Consider the following 25659-nt stretch of genomic DNA (forward strand, 5'->3'; position numbering starts at 1 on the left):
GCGCCGCCGCCTGCCCGTCCGGCCGGCCCGCCGGTCACCGTTCCGACGAATCGCGATAGGCGAGCACGCGCTCGATGAAGGCGCGCGCCGCGACGCTGCGGTACGCGCCCTTGCGCGTGAGCAGCGCGGCCGTGCGCGTCGGCAGCGGCGGATCGATCTCCAGCGCGCACAGGTCGCCGCTCTCGCGCGCGACCGCGTCGGGCAGCACCGTCGCGAGCCGGCCGCACCGCACGAGTTCCAGCACCGCGCTGACCGTATTCGTCTCGATCGCGATCGACGGCCGCGCGCCGTGCTCGACGAAATACCGGTCGATGCGCTCGCGCGTCGCGAACGCGCGGCTCAGCAGCACCAGCGGCTCGCCGCCGAGCTCGGCCGGCGTCAGCGCGCGGCGGCGGCGCGCGAGGCGGTGCGTGCGCCCCGTCACCAGCGCGAGCGGCTCGTCCCACAGCGGCAGCGCGTCGATGTCCGGTGCGCGCGGCGGCATGAACGCGAAGCCGGCGTCGAGCCGGTCGTCGGCGAGCAGCGCCTCGATGCGCGCCTGCGGCATCGCGTCGATCGTCAGCGCGACGTTCGGATGGTCGGCATGGAATGCGTCGATCAGCGAGCCGCTCAGGTAAGCCGCGAACGTCGGCATCATCGCGAGCCGCAGCGAGCCGCTGCCGAGATCGGCGACGTCGTGCAGCGCGCGCTGCCCGGCATCGAGCGCGTGCAGCGCGGCGCGCGCATGCCGCGCATAGACCTCGCCGAATTCGGTGAGCCGCACCGTGCGGCCCGAACGGTCGAACAGCTGCACGCCGAGCGTTTCCTCGAGCTGACGGACCTGCTGCGACAGCGTCGGCTGCGACACGTGCAGCGCATCGGCCGCGCGCGTGAAACTGCGCTGCTCGGCGACGGCCAGGAAATAGCGGATGTGACGGAGAAGCATCGCAACCAACGTATTGGTTTTACCAATAGAGACCATAACGATCCAGTCTTGGACGCTATGAATCGATACCCGCATCATACGCACATCCGCTTGCGTGCAGCGCCGCTGTCGCCGCACGGAAGCGGCACGCCCGGGCCCGCCCTGCCAGCGCCCGCCGCACGGCGATCCGCCGCCCGCCCGATCTGGGTCCGGCCGCGATCCGCCCGGCGCGCTTCGGCTCACCGCCGATCCGTCGACGCCGGCCCCCGATTTCCGTCACCCCGCGCAACCGACGGCCCCGTGCCGCCGGCCGGCGCCGCTGTCTTTCGCGACCATGGAACCGCATCACGACGATCACCCTCCCCTCACCCGCGGCATGACGCTGCTGTTCGCATGCGCGTGCGGCATCGTCATCGGCAACATCTATTACGCGCAACCGCTGCTCGCCGCGATCGCGCACAGCTTCGGGCGCGCGCCGACCGAGCTCGGCTATCTCGTCACGCTGACGCAGCTCGGCTATGCGGCCAGCCTGCTGCTGATCGTCCCGCTCGGCGACGCGGTCAATCGCCATACGCTGATCGTGCGGCTGCTGATGCTCAACGTCGTCGCACTGATCGCGGTCGCGTCCAGCACGAACTTCACGATGTTCGTCGTCGCGAACGTCGCGGTCGGCTTCGTCACCTGTTCGACGCAGCTGCTCGTGCCGTTCGCGGCGTCGCTCGCCGACGCACGCTCGCGCGGCCGCGCGGTCGGCACCGTGATGAGCGGGCTCCTGCTGGGTATCCTGCTCGCGCGCGTCGCGGCCGGCGCGATCGCCGACTGGCTCGGCTGGCGCGCGGTGTACGGTATCGCCGCCGCGATGGTGCTCGCGCTGACCGCCGTGCTCGCCGTGAAGCTGCCGAAGGATCGCCGCGACGCGCACGTCGACTACGCGGCGCTGATGAAGTCGCTCGTCGCGCTGGTGCGCGCGCAGCCGCCGATCGCGCTGCGCTCGACCTACGGTGCGCTCGTGTTCGCGTGCTTCAGCCTGCTGTGGACGGGCCTCACGTTTTTGCTGAGCCAACCGCCGTACAGCTATTCGGAAGGGCAGATCGGCCTGTTCGGGATCGTCGGCGCGGTCGGCGCGCTTGCGGCGACGTCGGCCGGCCGGCTCGTCGATCGCGGCCACGGCAATGCGGCCACCGGCCTGTTCGCGGCGGCCGTGCTCGCGTCGTTCGCGCTGATCGCGACCGGCTCGCATTCGCTCGCGGCGCTGATCGCGGGCATCCTGCTGCTCGACGTCGGCGTGCAGGGCATGCACATCTCGAACCAGAGCGTGATCTATGCGCTCGCGGGCAACGCACGCAGCCGCGTGACGACGATCTACCTGACGAGCTATTTCATCGGCGGCGCGTTCGGGTCGTTCGCCGCGAGCGTCGCGTACGGCCTCGACGGCTGGCGCGGCGTGTGCGTCGCGGGCGCCGCGCTGTCGGGCGTGCTGATCGCGCTGTGGCTCGCATCGCAACGTGTCAGCACGCGACGGGTCACGCAGTGATGCGGCAGGCCGGCGACCCGTTTGCGCCGCACGACGAACAAGGCACGCGCCGCGCATCGCGGGCGTGCCTTTTCACCAAGGATGCCGCAGCCGTCGCGACGCGCCAACGCCGCACCGTCACGCGACCTCGTTCGCGAAATCGATCAGCACCTTCATCGCACGCTGGCGGTCGCCCGCCAGTTCGAACGCGAGGTTCGCATCGCGCATCGGGAACACGCGCGTGACGGCCGGCCGCAGGTCGACGCGCCCCGCGTTGATCAGCTGCACCGCCAGCGCGAATTCCGCATGAAAGCGGAACGACCCGCAGATCGACAGCTCCTTCGCGACCACGACGTTCTGCGGCAGGCTCACGTCGCCGCCGAGTCCGAGCTGCACGACGACGCCACGCGGACGCATCACGTCCAGTCCGTCGCGCAGCGCGCGCGCATTGCCCGAACATTCGATCATCACGTCGAACGTGCCCTTGTCGGCGCTGTAGCGCTCGACCCAGCCGGCATCGGCCACCGCGTTGATCGTGCGGTCCGCGCCGAGCGCGCGCGCCACGTCCAGCGGCGCGTCGACGACGTCGGTCGCGACGATCTCCGCCGCGCCGTGCACGCGCGCCGCCGCGACCGCCAGCACGCCGATCGGCCCGCAACCCGACACGAGCACGCGCTTGCCGATCAGCGCGCCCGCGCGCGACACCGCATGCAGCCCGACCGCGAACGGCTCGGCGAGCGCCGCGAGCGACAGCGGCACGTGATCGGCGACCTTCACGCACTGCGCCGCGTCGCACACGAGCGCGTTGCGGAACGCGCCCTGCACGTGCGGCATGCGCATCGCGCTGCCGTAGAAGCGCATGTCGAGACACTGGTTCGGCAGCCCTTCGAGGCAGTAGCGACACGCGCCGCACGGCCGGCTCGGATTGACCGCGACGCGATCGCCGACCTTCACCGACGTCACGTCCGGCGCCACTTCCGCGACCGTGCCGGCGACCTCGTGGCCGAGCACCATCGGCTGCTGCAGCCGGATCGCGCCGAAGCCCCCGTGCCGGAAGTAATGCAGATCGGAGCCGCAGATGCCGCCCATCGCGACGTCGACGCGCACCTGGCCCGGGCCGATCTCGCCCGCGTCCCGCTCCTCGACCCGCAGGTCGTTCGGCCCGTGGATCACGACACACATGCAACGCATACGCATGACTCTCTCCTCGTTAGACGGCACTGGTCAGCCCGCCGTCCACGAACAGCGTCTGGCCGTTCACGAAATCGGATGCAGCCGACGCGAGGAAGATCGCCGCGCCGCCCAGCTCGTCGACCTGCCCCCAGCGGCCGGCCGGCGTGCGCTTGCACAGCCAGTCCGAAAACGCCGCGTCGTCGACCAGCGCGCGATTCAGCTCCGTTTCGAAATAGCCGGGCGCGAGGCCGTTCGCCTGGATGCCGTGACGCGCCCAGTCGGCGCACATCCCCTTGGTCAGCATCCGCACCGCGCCCTTGGTCGCCGCATACGGCGCGATCGTCGGCCGCGCGAGCTCGCTCTGCACCGAACAGATATTGATGATCTTCCCGCGTCCGCGCGCGATCATGTGGCGCGCCACCGCCTGCGCGACGTTGAACACGCCGTCGAGATTCACGCGCATCAGCGCATGCCAGTCGTCCGGATCGAATGCGTCGAGCGGCGCGCGGCGCTGGATGCCCGCGTTGTTCACGAGGATGTCGATCGCGCCGACGCGCGCCTCGAAGTCGTCGACCGCCGCGCGCACCTGCGCGTGCTCCGCGACGTCGAACACCGTGTAGTCGGCCGCGAAGCCTTCGTCGCGAAACTGGCGCGCGAGCGTCGCGGCCTTCTCTTCATTGCGATCGTTGATGACGATCGCCGCGCCCGCTTCCGCGAGCCCGCGGGCGAGCGTCAGCCCGATCCCGCGGCCGGAACCGGTAATCAGCGCGCGGCGGCCGTCGAGGCGGAACCGATCAAGCGCATCAGTCATGGATGTCTCCTCGTGCCCGTCGAGCCGGCCACCCGTCGCGGCCGGTCTGGCGTCGACGGTATCTTCCGCCGCAACCGGGGCGTCACGCCAATGGTCTTTCTTGATCCGGTTATCATGAAAACTGATTACCGCCTTTCGTGCCCGCCGCCCATGGAACTCAAGCAATTGCGCGCCTTCGTCACGCTCGCGGAAGAGCTGCATTTCGGGCGCGCCGCGCAGCGCCTGTGCATCGTGCAGCCCGCGCTCAGCATGCAGATCAAGGCGCTCGAGACGGAACTCGGCGCACGCCTGTTCGAGCGCGACCGGCACAAGGTCGAGCTGAGCGACACGGGGCGCGTGTTCCTGCCCGAAGCGCGGGCGACGCTGCAGCAGGCTGCACGCGCGGAACAGATGGCGCGGCTGTCGAGCCGCGGCGAAATCGGCACGCTGCGCATCGCGTTCGTGTCGTCGGTATTGCCGGCGCTGCTGCCGGCCGTGCTGCGCACGATGCGCGAGCGCTATCCGCTGATCGCGCTCGAACTGAAGGACATGCCGACGCCCGACCAGATCGCCGCGCTGCGCGACCGGCGGATCGACTTCGGCATGATCCGGCTGCCGGCCGCGTATGCGGGCATCGACATGCGCGTGGTGCTCGAGGAAGGCTTCGTCGTCGCGCTGCCGCTCGGCCATCCGCTCGCCGCGCGCGATGCGATTTCGCCCGCCGCATTGCGCGGCCACCCCGCGTTCGTGCTCGCGCGCCGCTACGCACCCGGCTTTCACGACGACATGCTGCTCGCATTGAGCCGCGCGGGCACGACGCTCGAGATCGCGCAGGAGTTCGGGGAATTCACGACGATGCTCGCGCTCGTCGCGGCGGGAATGGGGATCGGGCTGATCCCGGCGGAAGCGGCCAGCGCGCTGCCGCCGAACGTGCTCGCGCGGCCGCTCGACCTGGCCGGTCATCGCAGCGGCATCGGCCTCGCGTGGACCGATCTCGACAGCCCGCTGAAGCGCGCGTTCGTCGCCGCGATCGAACACGTGACGGCGAACGGCGGGCAATAAAAAACCCGGCCGGGAAACCCCGGGCCGGGTTCGTCCGCCGCGCCGGCCGCGTTGCGGCGGCCGCGCGACGTGCGGGATTACTTCGCGTTCGCGAATGCGACGGCCGTATCCAGCATGCGGTTCGAGAAGCCCCACTCGTTGTCGTACCAGCTCGACACCTTCACGAGGCGGCCCGACACCTTGGTCAGCGTCGCGTCGAACGTCGACGAAGCCGGGTTGTGGTTGAAGTCGATCGACACCAGCGGTGCGTCGTTGTAGCCGAGGATGCCCTTCAGCGCGCCTTCCGATGCTTCCTTCATGATCGCGTTGACTTCCTCGACCGTCGTGTCGCGCTTCGCGATGAACGACAGGTCGACGATCGACACGTTGATCGTCGGGACGCGGATCGCGTAGCCGTCGAGCTTGCCGTTCAGTTCCGGCAGCACGAGGCCGACCGCCGATGCGGCGCCCGTCTTCGTCGGGATCTGGCTGTGCGTGGCCGAACGCGCGCGGCGCAGGTCTTCGTGGTAGACGTCCGTCAGCACCTGGTCGTTCGTGTACGCGTGGATCGTCGTCATCAGGCCGGTTTCGAGGCCGATCTTGTCGTTCAGCGGCTTGACGAGCGGCGCGAGGCAGTTCGTCGTGCACGATGCGTTCGAGATGACCGTGTGCTCGGCCTTCAGGACGTCGTGGTTCACGCCGTAGACGATCGTCGCGTCGACGTCCTTGCCGCCCGGCGCCGAGATGATCACCTTCTTCGCGCCGCCCTTCAGGTGCGCGCTCGCCTTTTCCTTGGTCGTGAAGAAGCCCGTGCACTCCATCACGACGTCGACGCCCAGTTCGCCCCACGGCAGTTCGGCCGGGTTGCGGTTCGCGAGCACGCGGATCTTGTCGCCGTTCACGACGAGGTAGTCGCCGTCGACCGACACTTCGCCCGGGAACTTGCCGTGCGCGGTGTCGTACTGGGTCAGGTGCGCGTTGGTCTTCGCATCGCCCAGGTCGTTGATCGCGACGATCTCGATATCGTGCTTCTTGCCGTTTTCATAAAACGCGCGCAGCGTGTTGCGGCCGATACGGCCGTAGCCGTTGATTGCGACGCGAATCGTCATGGTCTATCTCCTGATGGCTGAAAAAATTCGTTTCGTGCAGCTTCACGGTGCGACGCGCGCATCGGGCGGCGCGCGTCGCGTATGCTTTTAGGCCAGCACGGCCTTCGCGGTCTCGACGACGTGCTCGACGGTGAAGCCGAAGTACTTGAACAGCACGCCGGCCGGCGCCGATTCGCCGAACGTGTCGATCCCGACGACGCCGCCTTCGAGGCCGACGTACTTGTGCCAGAAGCTCGTCACGCCCGCTTCGATCGCGACGCGGCGCACGCCGTGCGGCAGCACGCGTTCGCGGTATTCGGCGTCCTGGCGGTCGAACACGTTGGTCGACGGCATCGACACGACGCGCGCCGCGATGCCCTGCTGCGCGAGCGGCTCGACGGCCTTCATCGCGAGTTCGACTTCCGAGCCCGTCGCGATCAGGATGATCTTGCGCGCGACGATTTCGTCGTCCCAGTCCTTCAGCACGTAACCGCCCTTCTCGATGTTGGCGATCTGCGCATCGGTACGCGGGTTGAACGCGAGGTTCTGACGGCTGAAGATCAGGCTCGACGGACGGTCGGCGGCAACCGCCTGGGTCCATGCGACGGCCGTCTCGACCGTGTCGGCCGGGCGCCAGACGTCGTGGTTCGGGATCAGGCGCAGGCTCGACACGTGCTCGATCGACTGGTGCGTCGGGCCGTCTTCGCCGAGGCCGATCGAATCGTGCGTGAACACGAAGATCGACGGCACCTTCATCAGCGCGGCCACGCGCAGCGCGTTGCGGCTGTAGTCGGAGAACGTCAGGAACGTGCCGCCGAACGGCTTGTGGCCGCCGTGCAGCGCGAGGCCGTTGATCGCGGCGCTCATGCCGAATTCGCGCACGCCGTAGTTGATGTGGTTGCCGAGCCGCACGCCCGCGCCTTCCGGATTCGCGCGCACGGCCTTCGACGCCTTCCAGTTGGTCAGGTTCGAGCCGGTCAGGTCGGCCGAGCCGCCGAGCAGCTCGGGCAGCGCGGCGGCGAGGCCCTCGATCGCCTGCTGCGACGCCTTGCGGGTCGCGACCGTCTCGGCGCGCTCGTTCGCGCCGGCGATGATCGCGGCAGCCTTCTCGGCCCAGTCGGCCGGCAGCTTGTTGGCCATCCGGCGCTCGAATTCGGCGGCTTCTGCCGGGAACTTCGCGCGATAGGCCGCGAACGTCGCGTCCCATTCGGTCTCGGCGCGCTTGCCGGCTTCCTTCGCGTCCCATGCCGCATAGACTTCCTGCGGAATCACGAACGGCTCCCACTTCCAGCCGAGCGCTTCGCGCGTCTTCGCGATTTCTTCCGCGCCGAGCGCGGCGCCGTGCACGTCGTGGCCGCCGGCCTTGGTCGCCGCGCCCTTGCCGATCACCGTCTTGCAGCAGATCAGCGTCGGCTTGTCCGACAGCTTCGCCTTCGCGATCGCCGCGTCGACCGCGTCGACGTCATGGCCGTTCACGTTCGGGATCACGTTCCAGCCGTACGCCTCGAAACGCTTCGGCGTGTCGTCGTGGAACCAGTTCACGACGTCGCCGTCGATCGAGATGCCGTTGTCGTCGTACAGCGCGATCAGCTTGTTCAGCTTCAGCGTGCCCGCGAGCGAGCAGGCTTCGTGCGAGATGCCTTCCATCAGGCAGCCGTCGCCGAGGAACACGTACGTGTGGTGATCGACGATCTTCGCGCCGTCACGGTTGAACTCGTCGGCCATCAGCGCTTCGCCGAGCGCCATGCCGACCGCGTTCGCGAGACCCTGGCCGAGCGGGCCGGTGGTCGTCTCGACGCCCGGCGTGATCCCGTATTCCGGGTGGCCCGGCGTCTTCGAGTGCAGCTGGCGGAAGTTCTTCAGCTCTTCGATCGGCAGGTCGTAGCCGGTCAGGTGCAGCAGCGAGTACAGCAGCATCGAGCCGTGGCCGTTCGACAGCACGAAACGGTCGCGGTCGGCCCAGTGCGGGTTCGCCGGGTTGTGCTTCAGATGGCGCGACCAGAGCGCCACGCCGATTTCGGCCATGCCCATCGGCATGCCGGGGTGACCGGAGTTCGCTTGCTGGACGGCGTCCATCGCGAGCGCACGGATCGCGTTGGCCATCAGGGTGGTGGAGGCGGGAGACGAAGTCGTCATGTCGAGTCCGGAGAACGAGTCGAGGAAACGGGGGCACGGCGGCATCCGGAAGCTCGAGCGTCGATCGTTCCCGGCGCGCGGTGCGGCGCCTGACGGACGCGAAGCGGACGGAGCCTACGGACGGGGCTGCAAAGCTCGTCATTTTAACAGATGGGGCGGCATTTCCCTTGTCGGCGCGTCGTGTTCCGGCACGGTTTTCCGCCAGACCGGCCGCCGCCTATAATTCAGGCGTCGGAACTGCCTGCCCCCAGCGGCCTGCCCGTGAGTACCACCCTTCTCTTTCACCCGACGCCCGACGCCACCTACGGCTTCCCGAATGCGCGGCGGCTCGCGCACGTCGCGTCCCCGCACCAGCAGATCGAAGTCTGGGACACCCCGCAGCTCGGCCGCCTGTTCACGCTCGACGGCCGGCCGATGACGTCGGTCGGCGACGAGTACGTCTATCACGAATGCATGACGCACCCGGCCGCGCTCGCGCATCCGTCGCCGCGCAAGGCGCTCGTGCTCGGCGGCGGCGACGGCGGCGCCGCGCGGCAGTTGCTCAAGCACGCATGCATCGAACGGATCGTGATCGCCGAACTCGACGACGAGGTGGTCGGCATGGCGCGCCGCTATCTCGACGACGTGCACCAGGGCGCGCTCGACGACCCGCGTGTGGAAGTGGTGATCGGCGATGCCGCGCATTTCGTCGCGTCGACCGTCGAGCATTTCGATCTCGTGGTGTTCGACCTCACGCCGCCCGATTCGCCGGCGGCCGGCCTCTACACGCGGGCGTTCTACGCCCGCCTCAAGCGGATCCTCACGCCGCGCGGCGCGATCTCGATGCATCTCGGCTCGCCGGTGTTCCATGCGACGCGCATCGCCGCGCTGCTCGACGACCTGCGCGCGAGTTTCGCGTTCGTCGATCCGTTGTCCGCGCACGTGCCGCTGTATGGCTCGCAGTGGCTGATGGCGATCGCGAGCGACACGCTCGATGCGGCCGCGCTGTTCGCGCACGACGTCGACGAGCGGCTCGCTGCGCGCCGCGTGCAGGGGTTGCGCTACTACGATGCGCGACTTCATGCGGCCCTCTTTGCCCTGCCGCGCGCGCTGCGCGATACACTGGGCGTTCGCCGCTAAACGTCCGGACGGCCGCATCGCTCCGCACTCCTTCGAGGCGTCGCACGGTTCGCGTGCGAAACGCGGAGCCGGAACGACCCGGATGCAGCGAACGCCACTCGACCGACCGCGCCGCAACGCACCGTTCGACCGCGAAAACAGGAGATTTTCATGACCGATCCACGTCCGGCCGACGTGCCTTGGTTGACGCCGTACCTGGCCGTGCGCAACGTGCGCGCGGCCATCGATTTCTTCAAGGCCGCATTCGGCTTCGAGCTGCGCGACGTGCACGACGAGGACGGCGCGATCATGCACGTCGAGATGACCTATCGCGGCCAGCTGATCGTGATGTTCGCGCCCGAGGGCGCGTTCGGCTCGAAGGCCCTGACGCCGAAGAGCGCAAACGCCGTCGCGCCGCAATCGTTCTATCTGTACGTCGACGACGTCGACGCCACCTGGCAGCGCGCGCTCGACGCGGGCGCGAAATCGCTGAGCGCGCCGCAGGATCAGTTCTGGGGCGACCGGTTCGCGCAGATCGAGGATCTCGACGGCTACCGCTGGGCGCTCGGGTGCCGCCTCGACGCACGACCGACACCGCCACACGCATGAACGAAGCCACCACCACCGCGGCCGTGCCGCGCTTTTTCGTCGACGCGGCATTGCGCGCCGACGCCACGCTCGCGCTGCCGGCCGAGGTCGCGCGCCACGCGCAGGTGCTGCGGCTGCAGCCCGGCGATGTGCTCGCGCTGTTCGACGGCACGGGCGGGCAGTACCGCGCGCGGCTCGTCGAGATCGACAAGCGCAACGCGCTCGCGCAGATCGAGGCGTTCGAACCCGTCGAAGCCGAGCCGCCCTATCGCGTGACGCTCGCGCAAGGCATCGCCGGCGGCGACAAGATGGACTGGGTGATCGAGAAGGCCGTCGAGCTCGGCGTCGCGGCGGTCGTGCCGCTGTCGACCGCGCGCGGCGTCGTGAAGCTGTCCGGCGAACGGGCGGACAAGCGCGTCGCGCACTGGCGCGGTGTCGTGCGCGCGTCGTGCGAACAGTGCGGGCGCAACCGTGTGCCGGACGTCGCGGCGGTACGCGGCTTCGGCGCATGGCTCGATACGCTGCCTGCCACGCCGGCCGACGGCGAGCTGCGGCTGCTGCTGTCGCCGCGTGCGAGCATTCCGTTCGCATCGCTGCCCGACGCGCCGCCTGCGGCAACCGTCACGTTGCTGATCGGGCCTGAAGGCGGGCTGTCGCCCGACGAGGAAAACGCAGCGCGCGCACGCGGGTTCACCGCGCTGTCGCTCGGGCCGCGCGTGCTGCGCACGGAGACGGCTGGCGCGGCCGTGCTCGCGGCGCTGGCGGCGCGCTGGGGTGGGTGGTAAAGCGCGTCAGCGCGCCGCGTTGAACGGCTCGATGTCGATGACGCCGGAACCCTTGAGCGCCAGCGCAAGCGCGTCGATGCTGGCCGTATCGAACGAGAAGGTCGTCGCGGTGACCCGCAACGGCGGCGTCGCCTGGATCGCCTTGATCAATGGGCCGCGATAGCGCAGGTTCATCAGCATCGGCACGACCTGTGCGATACCGACCGGCTGGCCGCCGTGCTGCGCCGTGGCGGCATCGACCGTGTCGTTCCAGCCCTGGATGAAGCCGCCGGCGTCGATCCGTGTGTTCAGCTCGATCCAGCGCCGCTTCTTCTCGTCCGGGCTGTCGCCCGATGCGCGCAACGCGGCGGCTTCGCGGCCGAGATCCGTATCGTGCTTCGCGCGCCACGCCATGTAGCCGAGCGCGAAGACCATGTTGTCCGGCAGGATGTCGCCGTCATGCACGACGTGGGACAAGCGTCGCGGCGCCTGACTGTCGACGAAGGCCGGCGTCAGGATCCAGACGCTCCCGTTGCGCAACGCGCCGGACGTCCTGCCGAGCGCGGGTTCGCCGCTGTCGACCGCGATGCGCGTCAGCAGCCCCGCATCGACCAGTTCGTTCAGCTGGCCGGCCAACGCCGCCGACGCGTGAATCGCGCCGGCCACCGCCGCATACTGGCCGGGCGTCGAGCGCGTGCGCAAATCGGCAAGCAACCGCTCTACCGCCGGATACACAGTCGGCGCAGCCGGCGTCGACGCCGGTTCGGCCGCGACGGCATTCGCGGCCGCCGCGCCCCCCATCGAAACCACGGCTGCGGCAACCAGCAGCCCTCGCGTGAAAGCGTTCATCGTCGATGTCCCCGTTCGAATGTCCGGCGCGCCGGCAACGTGCACGACGGCCCGAATGCTGCCGATTACTCGCCGGCGTCGCCGTTCGCCTCCCGCATCTGGCTCATCAGCGCGTTGACGACCGGCCGCAGCACCTGAGCTGGGGAATCCATGATCCAGCCCTTGCCGTCCGCGCCATGCAGATCGATCCGGCCCGTCATCGGCCGGCTCGTCTGCGCGTGGTCGAACACGGGTACCATGCCGTTCAAGAACGTCGCGAGGTATGCCGCGCGCGCGTTGTCGTCCTCCGAGCGCGGCTCGTCGACCTTCTCCCGCAGCGCCCGCAAGCCAGGCTCCACCTCGGCGACGCGGCACGCGAATTCGACCGTCGCGATCGATTCGCCCTCCACGGATGCGTCCGGTTTCCGGGTCGAGCCGGTAGCCTTGCACTCGGAACGCGCGAGTGCATGCTGAAATGACTCGATCGCCGCGGTGGTCGGCCCGCTCACCGTTGCGCGCACAGGCGCCGGCACCTTGTCCAGGATGGAGGCGACGATAGCCTCGCCCACCTTGTCGGCGAGCTTCGCAACTGCCGCCACGTCGAGCACGCCCTTGCCGTCGAAGTGCGTGCGCGTTGCCTCGTTGAACTGCTCGGCCTTCGATACGTCGCCATTGACGAATGCGCCGAGATACAGGTCGGCGGTTTGCTCGGGGGTCAGCACCGCGGCCTGCGCGGCCGGCGGAATGCCGAACGACAGCGCGCACAGGGTCAGCGCGCACATGAGCGGACGGCGCGCACGCGCGCGCGTCGCAAATCGGGTAGCGGTCATGGGGAAGATCGGCCCTCTCTCGAATGATTGGTGTCGTGCGCCCGGCGCGTCGTCCGCAGCCGGGCCGACCGATTGTCGCGGAAAAAAGTGCTCGATGAAAGGCTTGTGTCGGGTCGCGTGCCGCGCGCGACACGTGCAGACGCAAAAAAGCCCGCTCGAAGCGGGCTTTTGACGGGCAGTTCGGCGAATCGGCCGCCGGGCGAGGCGCTTACGCGAACGAGTAAAACACCCGGAACGCGACCTTGCGCTCGGCCCAGAACTCGGCGGCCTCGCGGAACACGTCGAGCAGCGTCTCGCGCCCTTCCTTGTCGAATTTCTGCGCGATCGGCAGCCCTTCGAGGACGATCACGAAACCGGGCTGCGCGCCGGCCTTCGCGACGAGGTCGGTCAGGCAGTCGTACAGCGCGTCGTAGTTCTTCCCGAAATGCTTCGGGAACAGGAACGACGTCGCGATCGTTTCCATCACTTCCTGCTTCGACTGCGCGGCGCCGCAATACGCATACAGGAAATGCTGGCCGAGCCGACCGGCTTCGTCGGCGAGATCCTGCACGCGGAACGCGCGGATCGACTGCACGAGATTGGGTCGCACGGTCGTGAAAAGGCTCATAGGCTCCTCGTTCGATGAAAGCCCGGGCTCGGCTTCCTGTTGCTCCGGCGTGCCGCCGGCCTGCGCCGCCGCGTGCAACTGAATCACTCGCTGAAACAGATTGCCGTCGCCGGCCGCGAACAGTTCCGCCGCCGCCGTATCGTGCGCGTAGATGGAGTCGCTCATGCCATTCGTCCCGAAGTCATTCAACAATACGTTTAAAACTGTTGTAGTGGTCGCCCGTGTAATAACAGTTGTCGATCCGGCGCAACGGCCCGCCACAGACGATCCGGCGCGCGCCGCGATTGCGCGCACGCGGCGTCGGCACCGTGTACTCATGGTAGTAGCCGCGCTTCGCCTTCGGCAGGATCCGCTCGCGATTGCCGAACACGACGCCGTCTTTCTCGTACGGATAGGGGCCGCCGGCGCTGATCAGGCCCAGCGTGGTCACGGCCTCGCGCGGAAGACTGGCGGCCGGGATCGTATCGAGCCCGCTCGCGGCCACGTCGGCCGGAACGGCCTCCCGTGCGTAAGCGGCGGAAACCAGACTGCCCGTCGGCGTGCCGACGATACCCATCGCGAACATCGCGAAGACGGACGCGAGCGCGCCGTTGCGGAGCCACTTGCGTGCCATGAACCAGGGTTCCCGCTGTTAAATCAAGTAGTTGACGACCAACAAAGGCGTTAGCGTAGCGTTATTGGCCGCGCGAATCAATGTCCGTTTGGGAATCGAAAGCCGCGCGACAGCCGTAATGCCGCATTTCTTACCGAATTTGAACTACATTTAACTTACATGAGATAAAATACGGTCGGCATCTTTCGTATGGCAAGACCCTGCCTCCTTGCCACGCTCGCTGCCCGGAGTGGAAAGATGCTGCTGTTGCTTTATGGGAAGCGCGGTTGCGCCCTGCCCGCGGCGTGCCCATTGCGGGCACGCCTCTTTTTGCCTTTGTTTACAATTTCGCCCGACGCGCGGCACCGGTTCGGCCGGCGCCGCGTGTTCGTTTCGGCTCAGCGCGCGGCGTTGACGTCGGCGACCAGCAGCGCCGCCATGTTGACGATGCGGCGAACGGTCGCCGATTCGGTCAGCACGTGCACCGGCTCCGCGGCGCCCAACAGGATCGGCCCGATCGCGATGTTGTTGCCGGCGGCCGTCTTCAGCAGGTTGTACGCGATGTTCGCGGCGTCGATGTTCGGCAGGATCAGCAGGTTCGCGTCGCCTTCCAGCGTCGATTCCGGCAGGATTTCCTTGCGCAGCGCCGCGTCGAGCGCGACGTCGCCGTGCATCTCGCCGTCGACCTTCAGCTCCGGCGCGGTTTCCTGCAGGATCGCGAGCGTATCGCGCATCTTCTTCGCCGAAGGCGCATTGCTCGTGCCGAAATTCGAGTGCGACAGCAGCGCGACCTTCGGCTCGATGCCGAAGCGGCGCACTTCTTCCGCGGCCATGATCGTGATCTCGGCCAGTTGCTCCGGGGTCGGATCGACGTTCACGTGCGTATCGACGAGGAAAATCTGGCGGCCCGGCAGCACGAGGCCGTTCATCGCCGCGTACACGCTGCATCCAGGGCGCTTGCCGATCACCTGGTCGATGAAGTGCAGGTGGCGGTGCGTGGTGCTGATCGTGCCGCAGATCATCCCGTCCGCTTCGCCCTTCTTCACCAGCATCGAGCCGATCAGCGTCGTGCGGCGGCGCATTTCGACGCGCGCGAGCTGCTCGCTGATGCCCTTGCGCGCCATCATCTTGTAGTACGTCTGCCAGAAGTCGCGGTAGCGCTCGTCGTGCTCGGTGTTGACGACCGTGAAATCGGCGCCCGGCGTGAGGCGCAGGCCGTAGCGCTGGATCCGGTGCTCGATCACCGACGGGCGGCCGATCAGGATCGGCTTCGCGAGTTTTTCGTCGACGATGATCTGAACGGCGCGCAACACGCGCTCTTCTTCGCCTTCCGCGAACACGACGCGCTTCTTCTCTTCCGGCGCGGCACGCGCGATCTGGAAGATCGGCTTCATCGTCGTGCCGCTGTGATACACGAACTGCTGCAGATGCTGCTTGTACGCGTCCATGTCCTCGATCGGGCGCGTCGCGACGCCGCCGTCCATCGCGGCCTGCGCGACGGCCGGCGCGATCTTCACGATCAGGCGCGGATCGAACGGCTTCGGAATCAGGTATTCGGGCCCGAACGACAGATCCTGGATGCCGTACGCGGTCGCGACGATGTCGCTCTGCTCGTGCTGCGCGAGTTCGGCGATCGCATTGACGGCCGCGATCTCCATTTCGCGCGTGATCGTCGTCGCGCCGACGTCGAGCGCGCCGCGGAAGATGAACGGGAAGCACAGGACGTTGTTGACCTGGTTCGGGTAATCGGTGCGGCCGGTGGCCAGCACGGCGTCGGGGCGCACTTCGAGCGCGAGTTCCGGCAGGATTTCCGGCGTCGGATTCGCGAGCGCGAGGATCAGCGGGCGCTCGGCCATGCCCTTCACCATCTCCTGCTTCAGCACGCCCGCGGCCGACAGGCCGAGGAAGATGTCCGCGCCGTCGATCACTTCGGCGAGCGTGCGGGCGTCGGTTTCGCGCGCGAAACGCTCCTTGTCCGGATCCATCAGCTCGGTGCGACCCTTGTAGACCACGCCGGCCAGGTCCGTCACCGTGATGTTCTCGAGCGGCAGGCCGATGTCGACCAGCAGGTCCAGACACGCGAGCGCGGCCGCGCCCGCGCCGGACGCGACGAGCTTGACCTTCTTGATGTCCTTGTTGACGACCTTCAGGCCGTTCGTGACGGCCGCGGCCACGACGATCGCGGTGCCGTGCTGGTCGTCGTGGAACACCGGGATCTTCATCCGCTTGCGCGCTTCGCGCTCGACGATGAAGCAGTCCGGCGCCTTGATGTCTTCGAGGTTGATCCCGCCGAAGGTCGGTTCCAGCGCGGCGATCACGTCGACGAGCTTGTGCGGGTCCGATTCGTTCAGCTCGATGTCGAACACGTCGATGCCCGCGAACTTCTTGAACAGCACCGCCTTGCCTTCCATCACCGGCTTCGACGCGAGCGGGCCGATGTTGCCGAGACCGAGCACCGCCGTGCCGTTCGTCACGACGCCGACCAGGTTGCTGCGCGCGGTGAAACGCGCCGCGTTCAGCGGGTTCTCGACGATCTCCTCGCACGCGTACGCCACGCCCGGCGAATACGCGAGCGCGAGGTCGCGCTGGTTGATCATCTGCTTGGTCGGAGCGATCGCGATTTTGCCGGGGGTCGGAAATTCGTGATAGTCGAGCGCGGCTTCGCGGAGCTTGGCTTTGGAGGAGGCTTGGGTGGACATGTGTCTCGTGACGTGCGGATTAGAATAACTGTTCGACGGCATTGTAGCGCCAATCATCGGCCGCCAGACCGGCGATTCGGGTGCAACAGCCGCGACCAAAATGTACTGGATGGTGCAGGAGCGCCGCCGCTCGCCTCGTACAATGCCGTTCCTTCAACCGTTTCGGACCACCCGCCGTGCCAGCCGCCCTTTCCGAGTTTTCGCTGATCGAACGCTTCTTCACGCGCCGCGCCGCACGGGGCGCCCGTGCGTCGACGCTCGGCATCGGCGACGATTGCGCACTGATTGCGCCCCGATCCGGGAAATTGCTGGCCATTTCGACGGACATGCTGGTGGAAGGCCGCCACTTCTTCCCCGATGTCGCGCCCGACGCGCTCGGCCACAAGACGCTCGCGGTCAACCTGTCGGACCTCGCGGCGATGGGCGCCGAGCCGCGCGCATTCACGCTCGCGTGCGCGCTGCCGCGGGCCGACGCGGCGTGGCTCGAGGCGTTCAGCGACGGCCTCTTCGCGCTGGCCGAGCGATACGGCTGCGAGCTGATCGGCGGCGACACGACGAGCGGGCCGCTGAACCTGTGCGTGACCGTGTTCGGCGAAGTCGCGCCCGACGCGGCGCTGCGGCGCGATGCCGCGCGCGACGGCGACGACGTGTGGGTGTCCGGCACGCTCGGCGATGCGCGCGCGGGCCTCGGCGTCGCCCGCGGCGAATGGGCGGCCGGCGCCGATGAAGCCGCCGCGTTCCGGCGCGCGCTCGAGCGGCCCGAACCGCGCATCGCGCTCGGCCGCGCGCTCGCGGGCGTCGCGCACGCGGCGCTCGACCTGTCGGACGGCCTCGCCGGCGATCTCCAGCACATCCTGACGCGCTCGAACGTGCGCGCCGAGATCGACGCCGACGCGGTGCCGCGCTCGACCGCGCTCGCCACGCTGCCGACCGACGTGCAGCGCCGCTGCACGCTGGCCGGCGGCGACGACTACGAACTGTGCTTCACGGCGCCGGTCGCGGCCCGCGCGGCGGTCGCGGCGGCGGGCGCCGCGGCCGGCGTGCCGGTCACGCGAATCGGTACAATACGCGCGTTGTCCGCGCCGTCGGCGCAACCCGCCATCGCGTGGCGCGACGCCGCCGGCGCGCCCCTCGCTCTCACGTTGCACGGCTTCGACCACTTCCATGCAGACTGATCCGACGCCCACGCGCGCCGCGGCCGAGCCCGGCGCCGCGCAGCCCGCGCCGACACGCGTGACGGCCCGCTTCATGCTGTCGCACCCGGCGCATCTCGTGTCGCTCGGCTTCGGCAGCGGGCTCGCGCCGATCATGCCCGGCACGTTCGGCTCGCTGTTCGGCTGGCTCACGTTCGTCGTGCTCAACCGCTACCTGACGGTGCCCGAATGGTGGGCGCTGATCGCCGTCGGCTTCGTGGCGGGCACGTGGGTCACCGGTTTCACCGCGAAGAAGGCCGGGATCGCCGATCCGGGCGCCGTCGTCTGGGACGAGATCGTCGCGATCTGGCTCGTGATGCTGTTCGTCACGCCCGCGACCTTCGTCGGCCAGCTGTGGGCGTTCGTCGCGTTCCGCTTCTTCGACATGCTCAAGCCGCCGCCGATCCGCTACGTCGAGCGCCGCCTGCAAGGCGGGCTCGGCATCATGGTCGACGACCTGGTGGCCGCGTTCATGACGCTGCTCGTGATCGCCCTGTGGCGCTCCGTCGCCGGCTGACCGATTTCCCGACTCCCGTTTCCCGACGCGCATGCCAACCGATTCCGTCGTTCACCAGCTTGCGATCCGCGCAGGCAACAAGCTGCGTGACGAGCACCTCACGCTCGCCACCGCCGAATCCTGCACCGGCGGCATGATCGCCACCGCGATCACCGACATCTCCGGCAGCAGCCAGTGGTTCGAGCGCGGCTTCGTCACGTACTCGAACCAGGCCAAGATCGAGATGATCGGCGTGCCGGCCGACCTGATCGACAAGCACGGCGCCGTCAGCGAGCCCGTCGCGCGTGCGATGGCCGAAGGCGCGCTGCGCAACAGCCGCGCGCAGGTCGCGCTGTCCGTCACCGGCATCGCGGGTCCGGCCGGCGGCAGCGAGAAGAAGCCGGTCGGCACCGTGTCGTTCGGCTGGAGCAACCGGCTGCATACCGACGTCGAAACGCTCGTGTTCAAGGGCGACCGCGAACAGATCCGCACGCAGGCGGCCGCGCATGCGCTGCGCGGGCTGCTGAAGCTGCTCGACGAACGCGAACGCTGACCGGGCGGGGCGGCGTGCCGCGCGCTTATTGAATCGCGTCGGGCTTCACGACGATCCAGTTCTTGTCCGCCGTCACCGGCAGGCCGAGCGACTTCTGCTTCGCGGCCGATTCGTCCGACCACGCGCGGATCTGCGCCATCTGCTTGTCTTTCTTGTTCACCCACACGCGCACGCCGCCGCGCGCGACGTCGGTCGCGTTCAGCAGCATGTAACCGTCGGACGTCGGCGTGTCGCCCGCGACGAGCACCGGCTTCTTCCACTGGTCGATCCAGCCGACGATCGAACCGAGCTTGCCTTCGTACCACGTCATCGGGTTCATCAGGAACGGCGTGATCACGAGGTGGCGGTTCGCGGCCTCGTCGTACTTGCCGGCCTTGATCTGCAGCCGCGACGTCGTCAGCGCGCCGGTCGCCGGATCGCGCAGCAGCGTCGTCACGCCGATCACGTTCTGCGGCTTCACGTTGTAGCCGTACTTCGGATCGGACAGCACGAGCCGCGCGAGCTCCTCGTGCGCGGCCGTCATCACGTAGACGTCGATGCCGTTCTCGCGCAGCGCGTTGTACAGCTCCTGCATCCCGCGAAAGAAGCGCGGCGGGTTCACCGTGCCGTCGACGACCTTGTCGCCGTGCCAGTAGCGGATCGGGATCGGCTTGCCGTCGGCGAGCATCGCGTCGACGTGGCGCTTCAGGTCGGCGAGCAACTGCCCGGCGAACGCCTGCGCGATCCACGGATAGCAGACCAGGTCGTCGATCTCGCACAGCCGGTAGTAGTAGCTCGTCAGCGATTCCTTGTAGTCGGCGGCATCCTTGAACGGGATCAGCTTCAGCGACGGGTCGAGCGAATCGCGGGTCAGCACGCCGCGGTTCTCGAGATACGGCAGCAGCGATTCCTCGAGGTCGTAGCGGTAGGTCGTGTTGTCGGCGTCGAACACCGCGTAGTCGCCACGGTTCGCGTGCGCGGCGATCATCGCGTTCAGCGCCTTCGCGCTGTCGGCCGGCCAGTGCGACAGATCCGCCGCATGGGCGAACGTCATGCACAGCGACGCGGCGAACGCGCTCAGAAGACGGCGGGACAGCTTGGGCATGGCGTCGCTCCTTTTCTTGACGTTTTCGTGACGGATCGATGACAACAGGCAGCATCGCGCGAATAAATTAGCGACATGCAGTGCGGAAGCGACGGGAAGTTGTCGGTGTGCGCCAGGGACGATCGGGGAACGCGGAGGAGGAGCGGGAGGTGCGGTGCGGGCCCGCGGGTGCGGGGCCGGCGAACCGCCCGGCGGGCCGGCCGGGCGGTGTGGTGCGATACGGCGTCGCGCGACGCGGTCAGCGATGCGCGTTGATCGCGTCGCGCGTCTTCTGCGCGGCGAGCGCCGCGGCTTCGGCGAAATCCTCGCCCTTGCTCGCATACAGGATCGCGCGCGACGAGTTGATCATCATCCCGGTGCCGTCGGCCGTGCGCCCCGCGTTGACGGTCGCCTGCACGTCGCCGCCCTGCGCGCCGATGCCGGGGATCAGCAGCGGCATGTCGCCGACGATCCCGCGCACGATCTCGATTTCGTTCGGGAACGTCGCGCCGACCACGAGGCCGAGCTGGCCGCTCTTCGCATTCCACTTGTTCGCCGCGAGGTCGGCGACGACCTGGTACAGCGGCCGGGCCGGCTGGCCGGCCCCGTTCGTGTCGAGGAACTGCAGGTCCGAGCCGCCCGGGTTCGACGTGCGGCACAGCACGATCACGCCCTTGCCTTCGTGCTCGAAGTACGGCTCGACCGAGTCGTAGCCCATGTACGGGTTCACCGTGACGGCGTCCGCGCGATAGCGCTCGAACGCTTCGCGCGCGTACTGCTCGGCGGTGCTGCCGATGTCGCCGCGCTTCGCGTCGAGGATCACGGGCAGGCCCGGATGCTGGAGATGGATGTGCGCGATCAGGCGCTCGAGCTGGTCTTCCGCGCGATGCGCGGCGAAGTACGCGATCTGCGGCTTGAACGCGCTCGCGTACTGCGCGGTCGCGTCGACGATCTGCCGGCAGAACTCGAAGATCGCGTCGGGCTGGCCGTCGAACTGCACGGGAAAACGCGACGGCTCGGGATCGAGGCCGACGCACAGCAGCGAATTCGTGCGCTGCCATGCGGCGCGCAGCGATTCGATGAAAGTAAGCGGGGAAGACATGGCGGGTACTCGCGGCAAACCGTTGGTAGACCGCGTATTTTACCCGCGTCGCGGGCGGCCCTCGCGTGCCGCGGCGTTGCCGCGCGCATCGGCGCGCTCGACGGTGAACGCGAAGCGCCGCGTGAGCCGCTCGCCGGGCGCGAGCAGCGTCATCCCGTGCGCGGCCGCGCCGCCCGGCAGGTTCACCGCATTGATCGGATGATCGACCGGCTCGAAGCAGAAGAAATCCTCGCCCGGCGGCGTATAGAGCACGTACGCATCGGCGTCGGCCGAGACGGTCAGCGACAGCCGGCGGCGCGGCCAGCTCACCGTCGCGTGGCCGCCCCAGCCGGTAAACGCGTGATTGACGAGCGTGGCCGGCAGCGGATACGCGACGCCGAACTGCCAGGCCGGCGGCACGCTGACGTGCCGCACCGGCAGGAAATCGGCGCCCGACAGCCACAGGCCGCCCGCCGCCGCAGCCAGCTCGGTCACCGCATCGCGCACGAGGAACGGATGCACGCCGAGCCCGAACGGCAGCCGCGCGCGCCCCGCGTTCTCGATCGTCAGCGCGATCGACAGCGTCGCGTCGTCGAGTTCGAACGACTGGATCGCGCGGAACGCATACGGCGCGCCGGCGGCACGGTCGAGCGACAGTTGCAGCGACGTGTCGGTCGCATCGTCCACCTGCCACGGCGCGAGCCAGCCGTCGCCGTGGATCGGCAGCGGCTCGTCGCGGCGGTTGCGCGGCACCGCGACCTTGCGCCCGTCGCATTCGAAGCGCCCGTCGCCGATCCGGTTCGAGTACGGCAGCAGCGGATAGCACGCGAGCTCGTTCGGGTCGGTCGCCGTCTCCGGGTGCTCGCACCGGCGGAACACCGGCGTCAGCACGCCGTTGTCGCCGCGCCAGTCGAAGCGCGCGATGCCGCCGCCGAGGTGCGGCAGCACGTCGAGCCGCAGCGACGCGTTCGACAGCGTGACGGCCGCCGCATGCGCGGCGCCGACGCCCTGCGCGAACGCGGCCGTCTGCGGGCCGGGGCTGACCGGCTGGGCGGCGGCGGCCAGGCGCGCGCGGCGCGACTGGCTGGTGGACGACGATGCGCGCGAGGACGTGGCGGTCATGGTGAGCTCCTTTCCTTCGTCGAAGAAACGATGCAGGTCGTGCGAACGATCAGGCCCAGCCGCCGTCGACGATCACGTCCTGCGCGGTGATCATCCGGCTGTCGTCGGCCGCGAGAAACAGCGCCATCCGTGCGAGATCGGCCGGCAACAGTTCGGCGTCGATGCACTGGCCGGCCTTGATCGCCGCGCGGCCCGCGTCGTCGAGCCACAGCCGGCGCTGCTTGTCGGTCAGCACCCAGCCGGGCACCAGCGAATTCACGCGGATGCCGAACGGGCCGAGATCGCGCGCGAGGCCGCGCGTCAGGCCCTGCACGGCCGCCTTCGCCATCACGTAGACGGGATAGCCGCCGTTCTTCAGCATCCAGCTGATCGAGCCGAGATTGATGATCGCGCCGCCGCCCTGCCGCTTCATGTCGTCGATCACCGCCTGCGCGGCGAAGAACTGGTGACGCAGGTTTACCGCGATGCCCGCGTCGAACGACGCGGGCGTCACGTCGCCGATCGCATGGCGCACGTCGTTCGCCGCGTTGTTCACGAGCACCGCGATCGCGCCGATGCGCGCGCGGATCGCGTCGATCGCCCGGCGCAGCGCGTCGATGTCGGTCAGGTCGCACGACAGGAACAGCGGCGCATGTCGCGCATGCGCGAGGCGCTCGGCGAGCGCGGCGCCGGCCGCCGCGTCGAGATCGACGAACGCGACGCGCGCGCCCTGTTCGGCGAAGTGCTCGACGAACGACGCGCCGATGCCGGTCGCGCCGCCCGTGATCAGCACGGCGCGATCCTCGAGGCTCGGGTAGCGCGCGAAGCGCGCGTCGCTCGCGGCGTGCGGATCGGGCGCGGAAGTGTCGATGGTCATGCGGATCGTCTCCGTGGGAACAGGTCGGTCAGTCGCGTACGCCGCGGTTCTTGAGCTGGTCGAGCAGCACGGCCGCGAGCAGGATCGCGCCGCGCACGAGGTACTGGTAGAACGCGTCGATGTTCAGCAGGTTCATCACGTTCTCGACGGTACCCATGATCAGCACGCCGATCACGACGCCCGAGATCGTCGCGCGACCGCCCATCAGCGACACGCCGCCGAGCACGCACGCGGAGATCACGTTCAGCTCGAAACCCTGCGCGGCGTTCGGCTGACCCGACGTGATGCGCGACGCGAGAATCACGCCCGCGAGCGCCGTCACCGCGCCCTGGATCAGGAAGATGTACACGCGCGTGCGTTCGACGTTGATCCCCGCGAGCCGCGACGCTTCCGGATTGCCGCCGATCGCGAGCGTGTTGCGGCCGTAGACGGTCTGGTTCAGCAGCACGCCGAAGCCGACGAAGCACAGCAGCGTGACCCAGATCGGCAGCGACACGCCGAACATCGACATCCCGCCGAGCGCGATGAACGTGTCCGACGACACGCCGACCGCCTGCCCCTTCGACACGATGAAGCCGAGCCCGCGCACGATCTCCATCGTCGCGAGCGTCGTGATCAGCGCGTTGATGCGCAGGTACGCGATCACCGCGCCGTTCACGAAGCCGATCGCCGCGCCGGCGGCGACCGCCGCGACGATCGCGACGAACGTGTTGTCGGTCGCGTTCAGCACCATCGCGCACAGCACGCCGGAGAACGCGACGGTCGAGCCGATCGACAGGTCGAAGTCGCGCGACGCGAGACAGAACATCATCGTGCACGCGACCATGCCGATCTGCGAGATCGACAGCGCGAGGCCGAGCATGTTGTCGATCGAGAAGAAGTGATCGACGGTCAGCGACATCGTGATGAACATCACCGCGAAGATCGCGATCAGGCTGTATTCGGTCAGATGCTGCCACCACTTCTGGCGGTCGCTCTGCTGTGGCACCAGCGCGTCGGCCGACGGCTTCGCGGCGGCGCTGGCAAGATTTTCGTTGACTTGCATGGTGTGTCTCCTGCTCCTGCATCGCGCGACCCGCGCCGCGCGTGTTCGATTCGAATGTCGTATGCCGCGTCAGGCGGCCTGGACCGCGCTCGTCTGCGGCAGCGCGAGGTTCAGCACCGCGTGCTCGTTCGCCTGCGCGCGCGGCAGCTCGCCGGCGATGCGGCCTTCGCGCATCACGACGACGCGGTCGGACACGCCGAGCACTTCCGGCAGTTCCGACGACACCATCACGATCGCGCAGCCGCGCTCCGCGAGCCGGTAGATCACGTCGTAGATCTCGTGCTTCGCGCCGACGTCGATCCCGCGCGTCGGCTCGTCGAGGATCACGACCTTCAGGTCGGGCTCCGCGAGCCAGCGCGACAGGATCGCCTTCTGCTGGTTGCCGCCCGACAGGAAGCGGATCTTCTGGCGCCGGTTCGGCGTCTTGATCTTCAGCCGCTGGATGAAGCGGTCGGCCGTCTCGCTTTCGGTCTTGCCGTTGATGAAGAGCCCCGCGCGCAGCGAATGGCGACGGCAGCTGATGTTGATGTTCTCCGCGACCGACGCGATCGCGATGATCCCTTCTTCCTTGCGGTCCTCGGGGCACAGCACGATGCCGTGCCGAATCGCGTCGCCGGTGCGCTTCACGTCGATGCGCGCGCCGTCGAGCGTCAGCACGCCCGCGCGCCGGCGGTCCGCGCCGTACACGAGCCGCATCAACTCGCTGCGACCCGCGCCGACGAGCCCGAAGAAACCGACGATCTCGCCCGCGCGCACCGAGAAGCTCGCGGGTTCGCGCAATGCCGGGCCGTCGACGCCTTCGGCGGAAAACCGCACGTCGCCGAGCGCGCGCGGCGCGTAATGGTAGATGTCCGAAATCTCGCGCCCGACCATCTCGGCAACCAGCCGCTCGCGCGGCACGTCGGCCAGCGATTCGTGCGACGCGATCTTGCGCCCGTCGCGAAAAATCGTGCACGCATCGCACAGCCGGTAGATCTCGTCCATCCGGTGCGAGATGTAGATCAGCGCGCGGCCTTGCGCACGCAGATCGTCGACGAGTTTGAACAGCACTTCGGTCTCGCGATGCGACAGCGAGCTCGTCGGTTCGTCGAGCGCGATCACGCGCGCGTTGCGCATCAGCGCCTTGCAGATCTCGACCATCTGCCGCTGCGCGATCGACAGCCGCCCGAGCCGCGCATCCGGATCGAGATCGACGCCCATCTCGGCGAGCCGCTCGCGCACGTAACGCTTCGCCTCGCGCTTTCTCACCCAGCCGAACGCGTTCGGCAGGCGGCCGAGCAGCAGGTTTTCCGCGACCGTCAGGTCGGGCACGTACTGCAATTCCTGGTGAATCACCGCGATGCCGGCCGCGATCGACGCGGCCGCACTCGCGAACTGCACGGGCTGGCCGTCGACCAGCACGCTGCCCGCGTCGGGCTGGTATTCGCCGCCGAGAATCTTCAACAGCGTCGACTTGCCCGCGCCGTTCTCGCCCATCAGGCCATGCACCTCGCCCGCATGCACGTCGAACGAAATGCCGTCGAGTGCGCGCACGCCGGGAAATACCTTGCCGATATTGTCAAAACGCAGTGCCGCTGACACGTCGTCTCCCCACTTCCA

General features: G+C 68.5%; 24 protein-coding genes. 8 read left to right on the forward strand and 16 right to left on the reverse strand.

Features of this window, described 5'->3' with window-relative positions; all coding sequences use genetic code 11:
• Nucleotides 1-34 precede the first annotated feature (34 nt).
• A complete protein-coding gene (cynR, locus tag WS95_RS15610; RefSeq protein WP_059779171.1) occupies nt 35-925 on the reverse strand; it encodes a transcriptional regulator CynR in 891 nt (296 codons plus the stop codon).
• A gap of 313 nt (nt 926-1238) precedes the next feature.
• On the opposite strand from cynR, the gene WS95_RS15615 reads away from it, so the two are divergent.
• On the forward strand, nt 1239-2438 hold the full coding sequence (locus WS95_RS15615; protein WP_059824538.1) for an MFS transporter: 1200 nt from the start codon (nt 1239-1241) through the stop codon (nt 2436-2438).
• Nucleotides 2439-2555: 117 nt separating this feature from the next.
• Here the strand turns inward: WS95_RS15615 and WS95_RS15620 are convergent, their stop codons facing one another.
• Both WS95_RS15620 and WS95_RS15625 read right to left on the reverse strand, forming a co-directional pair.
• Nucleotides 2556-3614 carry an L-idonate 5-dehydrogenase gene (locus WS95_RS15620; RefSeq protein ID WP_034206392.1) on the reverse strand — a complete coding sequence of 353 codons (1059 nt, stop codon included), beginning with the start codon at nt 3612-3614 and terminating at the stop codon, nt 2556-2558.
• A gap of 13 nt (nt 3615-3627) precedes the next feature.
• The gene (locus tag WS95_RS15625) at nt 3628-4401 is read right to left on the reverse strand and encodes an SDR family NAD(P)-dependent oxidoreductase (RefSeq protein WP_059824540.1); all 774 of its coding nucleotides are present in this window, start codon (nt 4399-4401) and stop codon (nt 3628-3630) included.
• Nucleotides 4402-4551: 150 nt separating this feature from the next.
• Between WS95_RS15625 and WS95_RS15630 the strand changes: the two genes are divergently transcribed.
• Entirely contained in the window at nt 4552-5442 is an 891-nt protein-coding gene (locus WS95_RS15630; protein WP_059779162.1) for a LysR family transcriptional regulator, read from the forward strand.
• Nucleotides 5443-5519: 77 nt separating this feature from the next.
• Here the strand turns inward: WS95_RS15630 and gap are convergent, their stop codons facing one another.
• Together gap and tkt are read right to left on the reverse strand one after the other, a co-directional pair.
• Nucleotides 5520-6530: a type I glyceraldehyde-3-phosphate dehydrogenase gene (gene gap, locus WS95_RS15635; protein ID WP_059500962.1), complete on the reverse strand. Its 1011-nt coding sequence runs from the start codon at nt 6528-6530 to the stop codon at nt 5520-5522.
• Between the two features lie 87 nt (nt 6531-6617).
• A complete protein-coding gene (gene tkt / locus WS95_RS15640; protein ID WP_034206388.1) occupies nt 6618-8690 on the reverse strand; it encodes a transketolase in 2073 nt (690 codons plus the stop codon).
• Nucleotides 8691-8906: 216 nt separating this feature from the next.
• Here tkt and speE point away from each other — a divergent pair, with 216 nt between their 5' ends.
• The 3 genes from speE to WS95_RS15655 all read left to right on the forward strand — a co-directional run bounded on the left by speE (nt 8907) and on the right by WS95_RS15655 (nt 11116).
• Entirely contained in the window at nt 8907-9764 is an 858-nt protein-coding gene (gene speE, locus WS95_RS15645; protein WP_034206387.1) for a polyamine aminopropyltransferase, read from the forward strand.
• A gap of 150 nt (nt 9765-9914) precedes the next feature.
• On the forward strand, nt 9915-10352 hold the full coding sequence (locus WS95_RS15650; protein ID WP_059824541.1) for a VOC family protein: 438 nt from the start codon (nt 9915-9917) through the stop codon (nt 10350-10352).
• Entirely contained in the window at nt 10349-11116 is a 768-nt protein-coding gene (locus WS95_RS15655; protein ID WP_059779768.1) for a 16S rRNA (uracil(1498)-N(3))-methyltransferase, read from the forward strand. The genes WS95_RS15650 and WS95_RS15655 overlap by 4 nt, the downstream gene beginning before the upstream one ends.
• A gap of 6 nt (nt 11117-11122) precedes the next feature.
• On the opposite strand, the gene WS95_RS15660 is transcribed toward WS95_RS15655, so the two are convergent.
• The 5 genes from WS95_RS15660 to WS95_RS15680 all read right to left on the reverse strand — a co-directional run bounded on the left by WS95_RS15660 (nt 11123) and on the right by WS95_RS15680 (nt 16693).
• Nucleotides 11123-11944, reverse strand: a complete 822-nt coding sequence (locus WS95_RS15660; RefSeq protein ID WP_059779154.1) for a hypothetical protein — start codon at nt 11942-11944, stop codon at nt 11123-11125.
• A gap of 65 nt (nt 11945-12009) precedes the next feature.
• Nucleotides 12010-12753 carry a hypothetical protein gene (locus WS95_RS15665; RefSeq protein ID WP_059824543.1) on the reverse strand — a complete coding sequence of 248 codons (744 nt, stop codon included), beginning with the start codon at nt 12751-12753 and terminating at the stop codon, nt 12010-12012.
• Between the two features lie 208 nt (nt 12754-12961).
• Nucleotides 12962-13525, reverse strand: a complete 564-nt coding sequence (locus tag WS95_RS15670) for a barstar family protein (RefSeq protein ID WP_006476945.1) — start codon at nt 13523-13525, stop codon at nt 12962-12964.
• A 16-nt stretch (nt 13526-13541) separates the two neighbouring features.
• Nucleotides 13542-13973 carry a ribonuclease domain-containing protein gene (locus WS95_RS15675; protein ID WP_034206383.1) on the reverse strand — a complete coding sequence of 144 codons (432 nt, stop codon included), beginning with the start codon at nt 13971-13973 and terminating at the stop codon, nt 13542-13544.
• 377 nt (nt 13974-14350) lie between these two features.
• Entirely contained in the window at nt 14351-16693 is a 2343-nt protein-coding gene (locus WS95_RS15680) for an NADP-dependent malic enzyme (protein WP_034206382.1), read from the reverse strand.
• A 134-nt stretch (nt 16694-16827) separates the two neighbouring features.
• Here WS95_RS15680 and thiL point away from each other — a divergent pair, with 134 nt between their 5' ends.
• From thiL to WS95_RS15695, 3 genes are read left to right on the forward strand one after another with little or no spacing between them, the layout of a single operon-like run.
• A complete protein-coding gene (thiL, locus tag WS95_RS15685) occupies nt 16828-17826 on the forward strand; it encodes a thiamine-phosphate kinase (RefSeq protein ID WP_059824545.1) in 999 nt (332 codons plus the stop codon).
• Nucleotides 17816-18361 (forward strand): phosphatidylglycerophosphatase A family protein, encoded by a 546-nt coding sequence (locus WS95_RS15690; protein WP_034206380.1) that lies wholly within the window; start codon nt 17816-17818, stop codon nt 18359-18361. Before thiL ends, WS95_RS15690 begins: the two co-directional genes overlap by 11 nt.
• Nucleotides 18362-18392: 31 nt before the next feature.
• Nucleotides 18393-18893: a CinA family protein gene (locus tag WS95_RS15695; RefSeq protein WP_034206379.1), complete on the forward strand. Its 501-nt coding sequence runs from the start codon at nt 18393-18395 to the stop codon at nt 18891-18893.
• Nucleotides 18894-18918: 25 nt separating this feature from the next.
• Here WS95_RS15695 and WS95_RS15700 read toward each other — a convergent pair whose 3' ends face one another.
• From WS95_RS15700 to araG, 6 genes are all read right to left on the reverse strand, one after another.
• Entirely contained in the window at nt 18919-19977 is a 1059-nt protein-coding gene (locus tag WS95_RS15700; protein WP_059824547.1) for a hypothetical protein, read from the reverse strand.
• A gap of 238 nt (nt 19978-20215) precedes the next feature.
• Entirely contained in the window at nt 20216-21058 is an 843-nt protein-coding gene (gene pyrF / locus WS95_RS15705; RefSeq protein WP_034206377.1) for an orotidine-5'-phosphate decarboxylase, read from the reverse strand.
• Between the two features lie 39 nt (nt 21059-21097).
• The gene (locus WS95_RS15710; RefSeq protein WP_059824548.1) at nt 21098-22159 is read right to left on the reverse strand and encodes an aldose 1-epimerase; all 1062 of its coding nucleotides are present in this window, start codon (nt 22157-22159) and stop codon (nt 21098-21100) included.
• A 49-nt stretch (nt 22160-22208) separates the two neighbouring features.
• Complete coding sequence (locus tag WS95_RS15715; protein WP_034206375.1) at nt 22209-23015, reverse strand: SDR family NAD(P)-dependent oxidoreductase; 807 nt, start codon at nt 23013-23015, stop codon at nt 22209-22211.
• A gap of 28 nt (nt 23016-23043) precedes the next feature.
• Nucleotides 23044-24060 (reverse strand): L-arabinose ABC transporter permease AraH, encoded by a 1017-nt coding sequence (gene araH, locus WS95_RS15720; RefSeq protein ID WP_034206374.1) that lies wholly within the window; start codon nt 24058-24060, stop codon nt 23044-23046.
• Nucleotides 24061-24129: 69 nt separating this feature from the next.
• Nucleotides 24130-25641, reverse strand: a complete 1512-nt coding sequence (gene araG, locus WS95_RS15725) for an L-arabinose ABC transporter ATP-binding protein AraG (RefSeq protein WP_059779137.1) — start codon at nt 25639-25641, stop codon at nt 24130-24132.
• Between the last annotated feature and the right edge of the window lie 18 nt (nt 25642-25659).

It is taken from the genome of Burkholderia sp. MSMB1826, assembly GCF_001526325.1.
Taxonomy (GTDB): domain Bacteria; phylum Pseudomonadota; class Gammaproteobacteria; order Burkholderiales; family Burkholderiaceae; genus Burkholderia.

Coding starts and splice junctions, on each gene's coding strand:
- tkt (WP_034206388.1), bottom strand. CDS start 8,690: ATGCCGCCGTGCCCCCGTTTCCTCGACTCGTTCTCCGGACTCGACATG.
- WS95_RS15675 (WP_034206383.1), bottom strand. CDS start 13,973: ATGGCACGCAAGTGGCTCCGCAACGGCGCGCTCGCGTCCGTCTTCGCG.
- WS95_RS15690 (WP_034206380.1), top strand. CDS start 17,816: ATGCAGACTGATCCGACGCCCACGCGCGCCGCGGCCGAGCCCGGCGCC.
- WS95_RS15660 (WP_059779154.1), bottom strand. CDS start 11,944: ATGAACGCTTTCACGCGAGGGCTGCTGGTTGCCGCAGCCGTGGTTTCG.
- WS95_RS15625 (WP_059824540.1), bottom strand. CDS start 4,401: ATGACTGATGCGCTTGATCGGTTCCGCCTCGACGGCCGCCGCGCGCTG.
- WS95_RS15700 (WP_059824547.1), bottom strand. CDS start 19,977: ATGCCCAAGCTGTCCCGCCGTCTTCTGAGCGCGTTCGCCGCGTCGCTG.
- gap (WP_059500962.1), bottom strand. CDS start 6,530: ATGACGATTCGCGTCGCAATCAACGGCTACGGCCGTATCGGCCGCAAC.
- WS95_RS15620 (WP_034206392.1), bottom strand. CDS start 3,614: ATGCGTATGCGTTGCATGTGTGTCGTGATCCACGGGCCGAACGACCTG.
- pyrF (WP_034206377.1), bottom strand. CDS start 21,058: ATGTCTTCCCCGCTTACTTTCATCGAATCGCTGCGCGCCGCATGGCAG.
- WS95_RS15650 (WP_059824541.1), top strand. CDS start 9,915: ATGACCGATCCACGTCCGGCCGACGTGCCTTGGTTGACGCCGTACCTG.
- WS95_RS15715 (WP_034206375.1), bottom strand. CDS start 23,015: ATGACCATCGACACTTCCGCGCCCGATCCGCACGCCGCGAGCGACGCG.
- WS95_RS15615 (WP_059824538.1), top strand. CDS start 1,239: ATGGAACCGCATCACGACGATCACCCTCCCCTCACCCGCGGCATGACG.
- cynR (WP_059779171.1), bottom strand. CDS start 925: ATGCTTCTCCGTCACATCCGCTATTTCCTGGCCGTCGCCGAGCAGCGC.
- WS95_RS15665 (WP_059824543.1), bottom strand. CDS start 12,753: ATGACCGCTACCCGATTTGCGACGCGCGCGCGTGCGCGCCGTCCGCTC.
- WS95_RS15695 (WP_034206379.1), top strand. CDS start 18,393: ATGCCAACCGATTCCGTCGTTCACCAGCTTGCGATCCGCGCAGGCAAC.
- WS95_RS15670 (WP_006476945.1), bottom strand. CDS start 13,525: ATGAGCGACTCCATCTACGCGCACGATACGGCGGCGGCGGAACTGTTC.
- WS95_RS15630 (WP_059779162.1), top strand. CDS start 4,552: ATGGAACTCAAGCAATTGCGCGCCTTCGTCACGCTCGCGGAAGAGCTG.
- WS95_RS15680 (WP_034206382.1), bottom strand. CDS start 16,693: ATGCCGTCGAACAGTTATTCTAATCCGCACGTCACGAGACACATGTCC.
- WS95_RS15710 (WP_059824548.1), bottom strand. CDS start 22,159: ATGACCGCCACGTCCTCGCGCGCATCGTCGTCCACCAGCCAGTCGCGC.
- araH (WP_034206374.1), bottom strand. CDS start 24,060: ATGCAAGTCAACGAAAATCTTGCCAGCGCCGCCGCGAAGCCGTCGGCC.
- WS95_RS15655 (WP_059779768.1), top strand. CDS start 10,349: ATGAACGAAGCCACCACCACCGCGGCCGTGCCGCGCTTTTTCGTCGAC.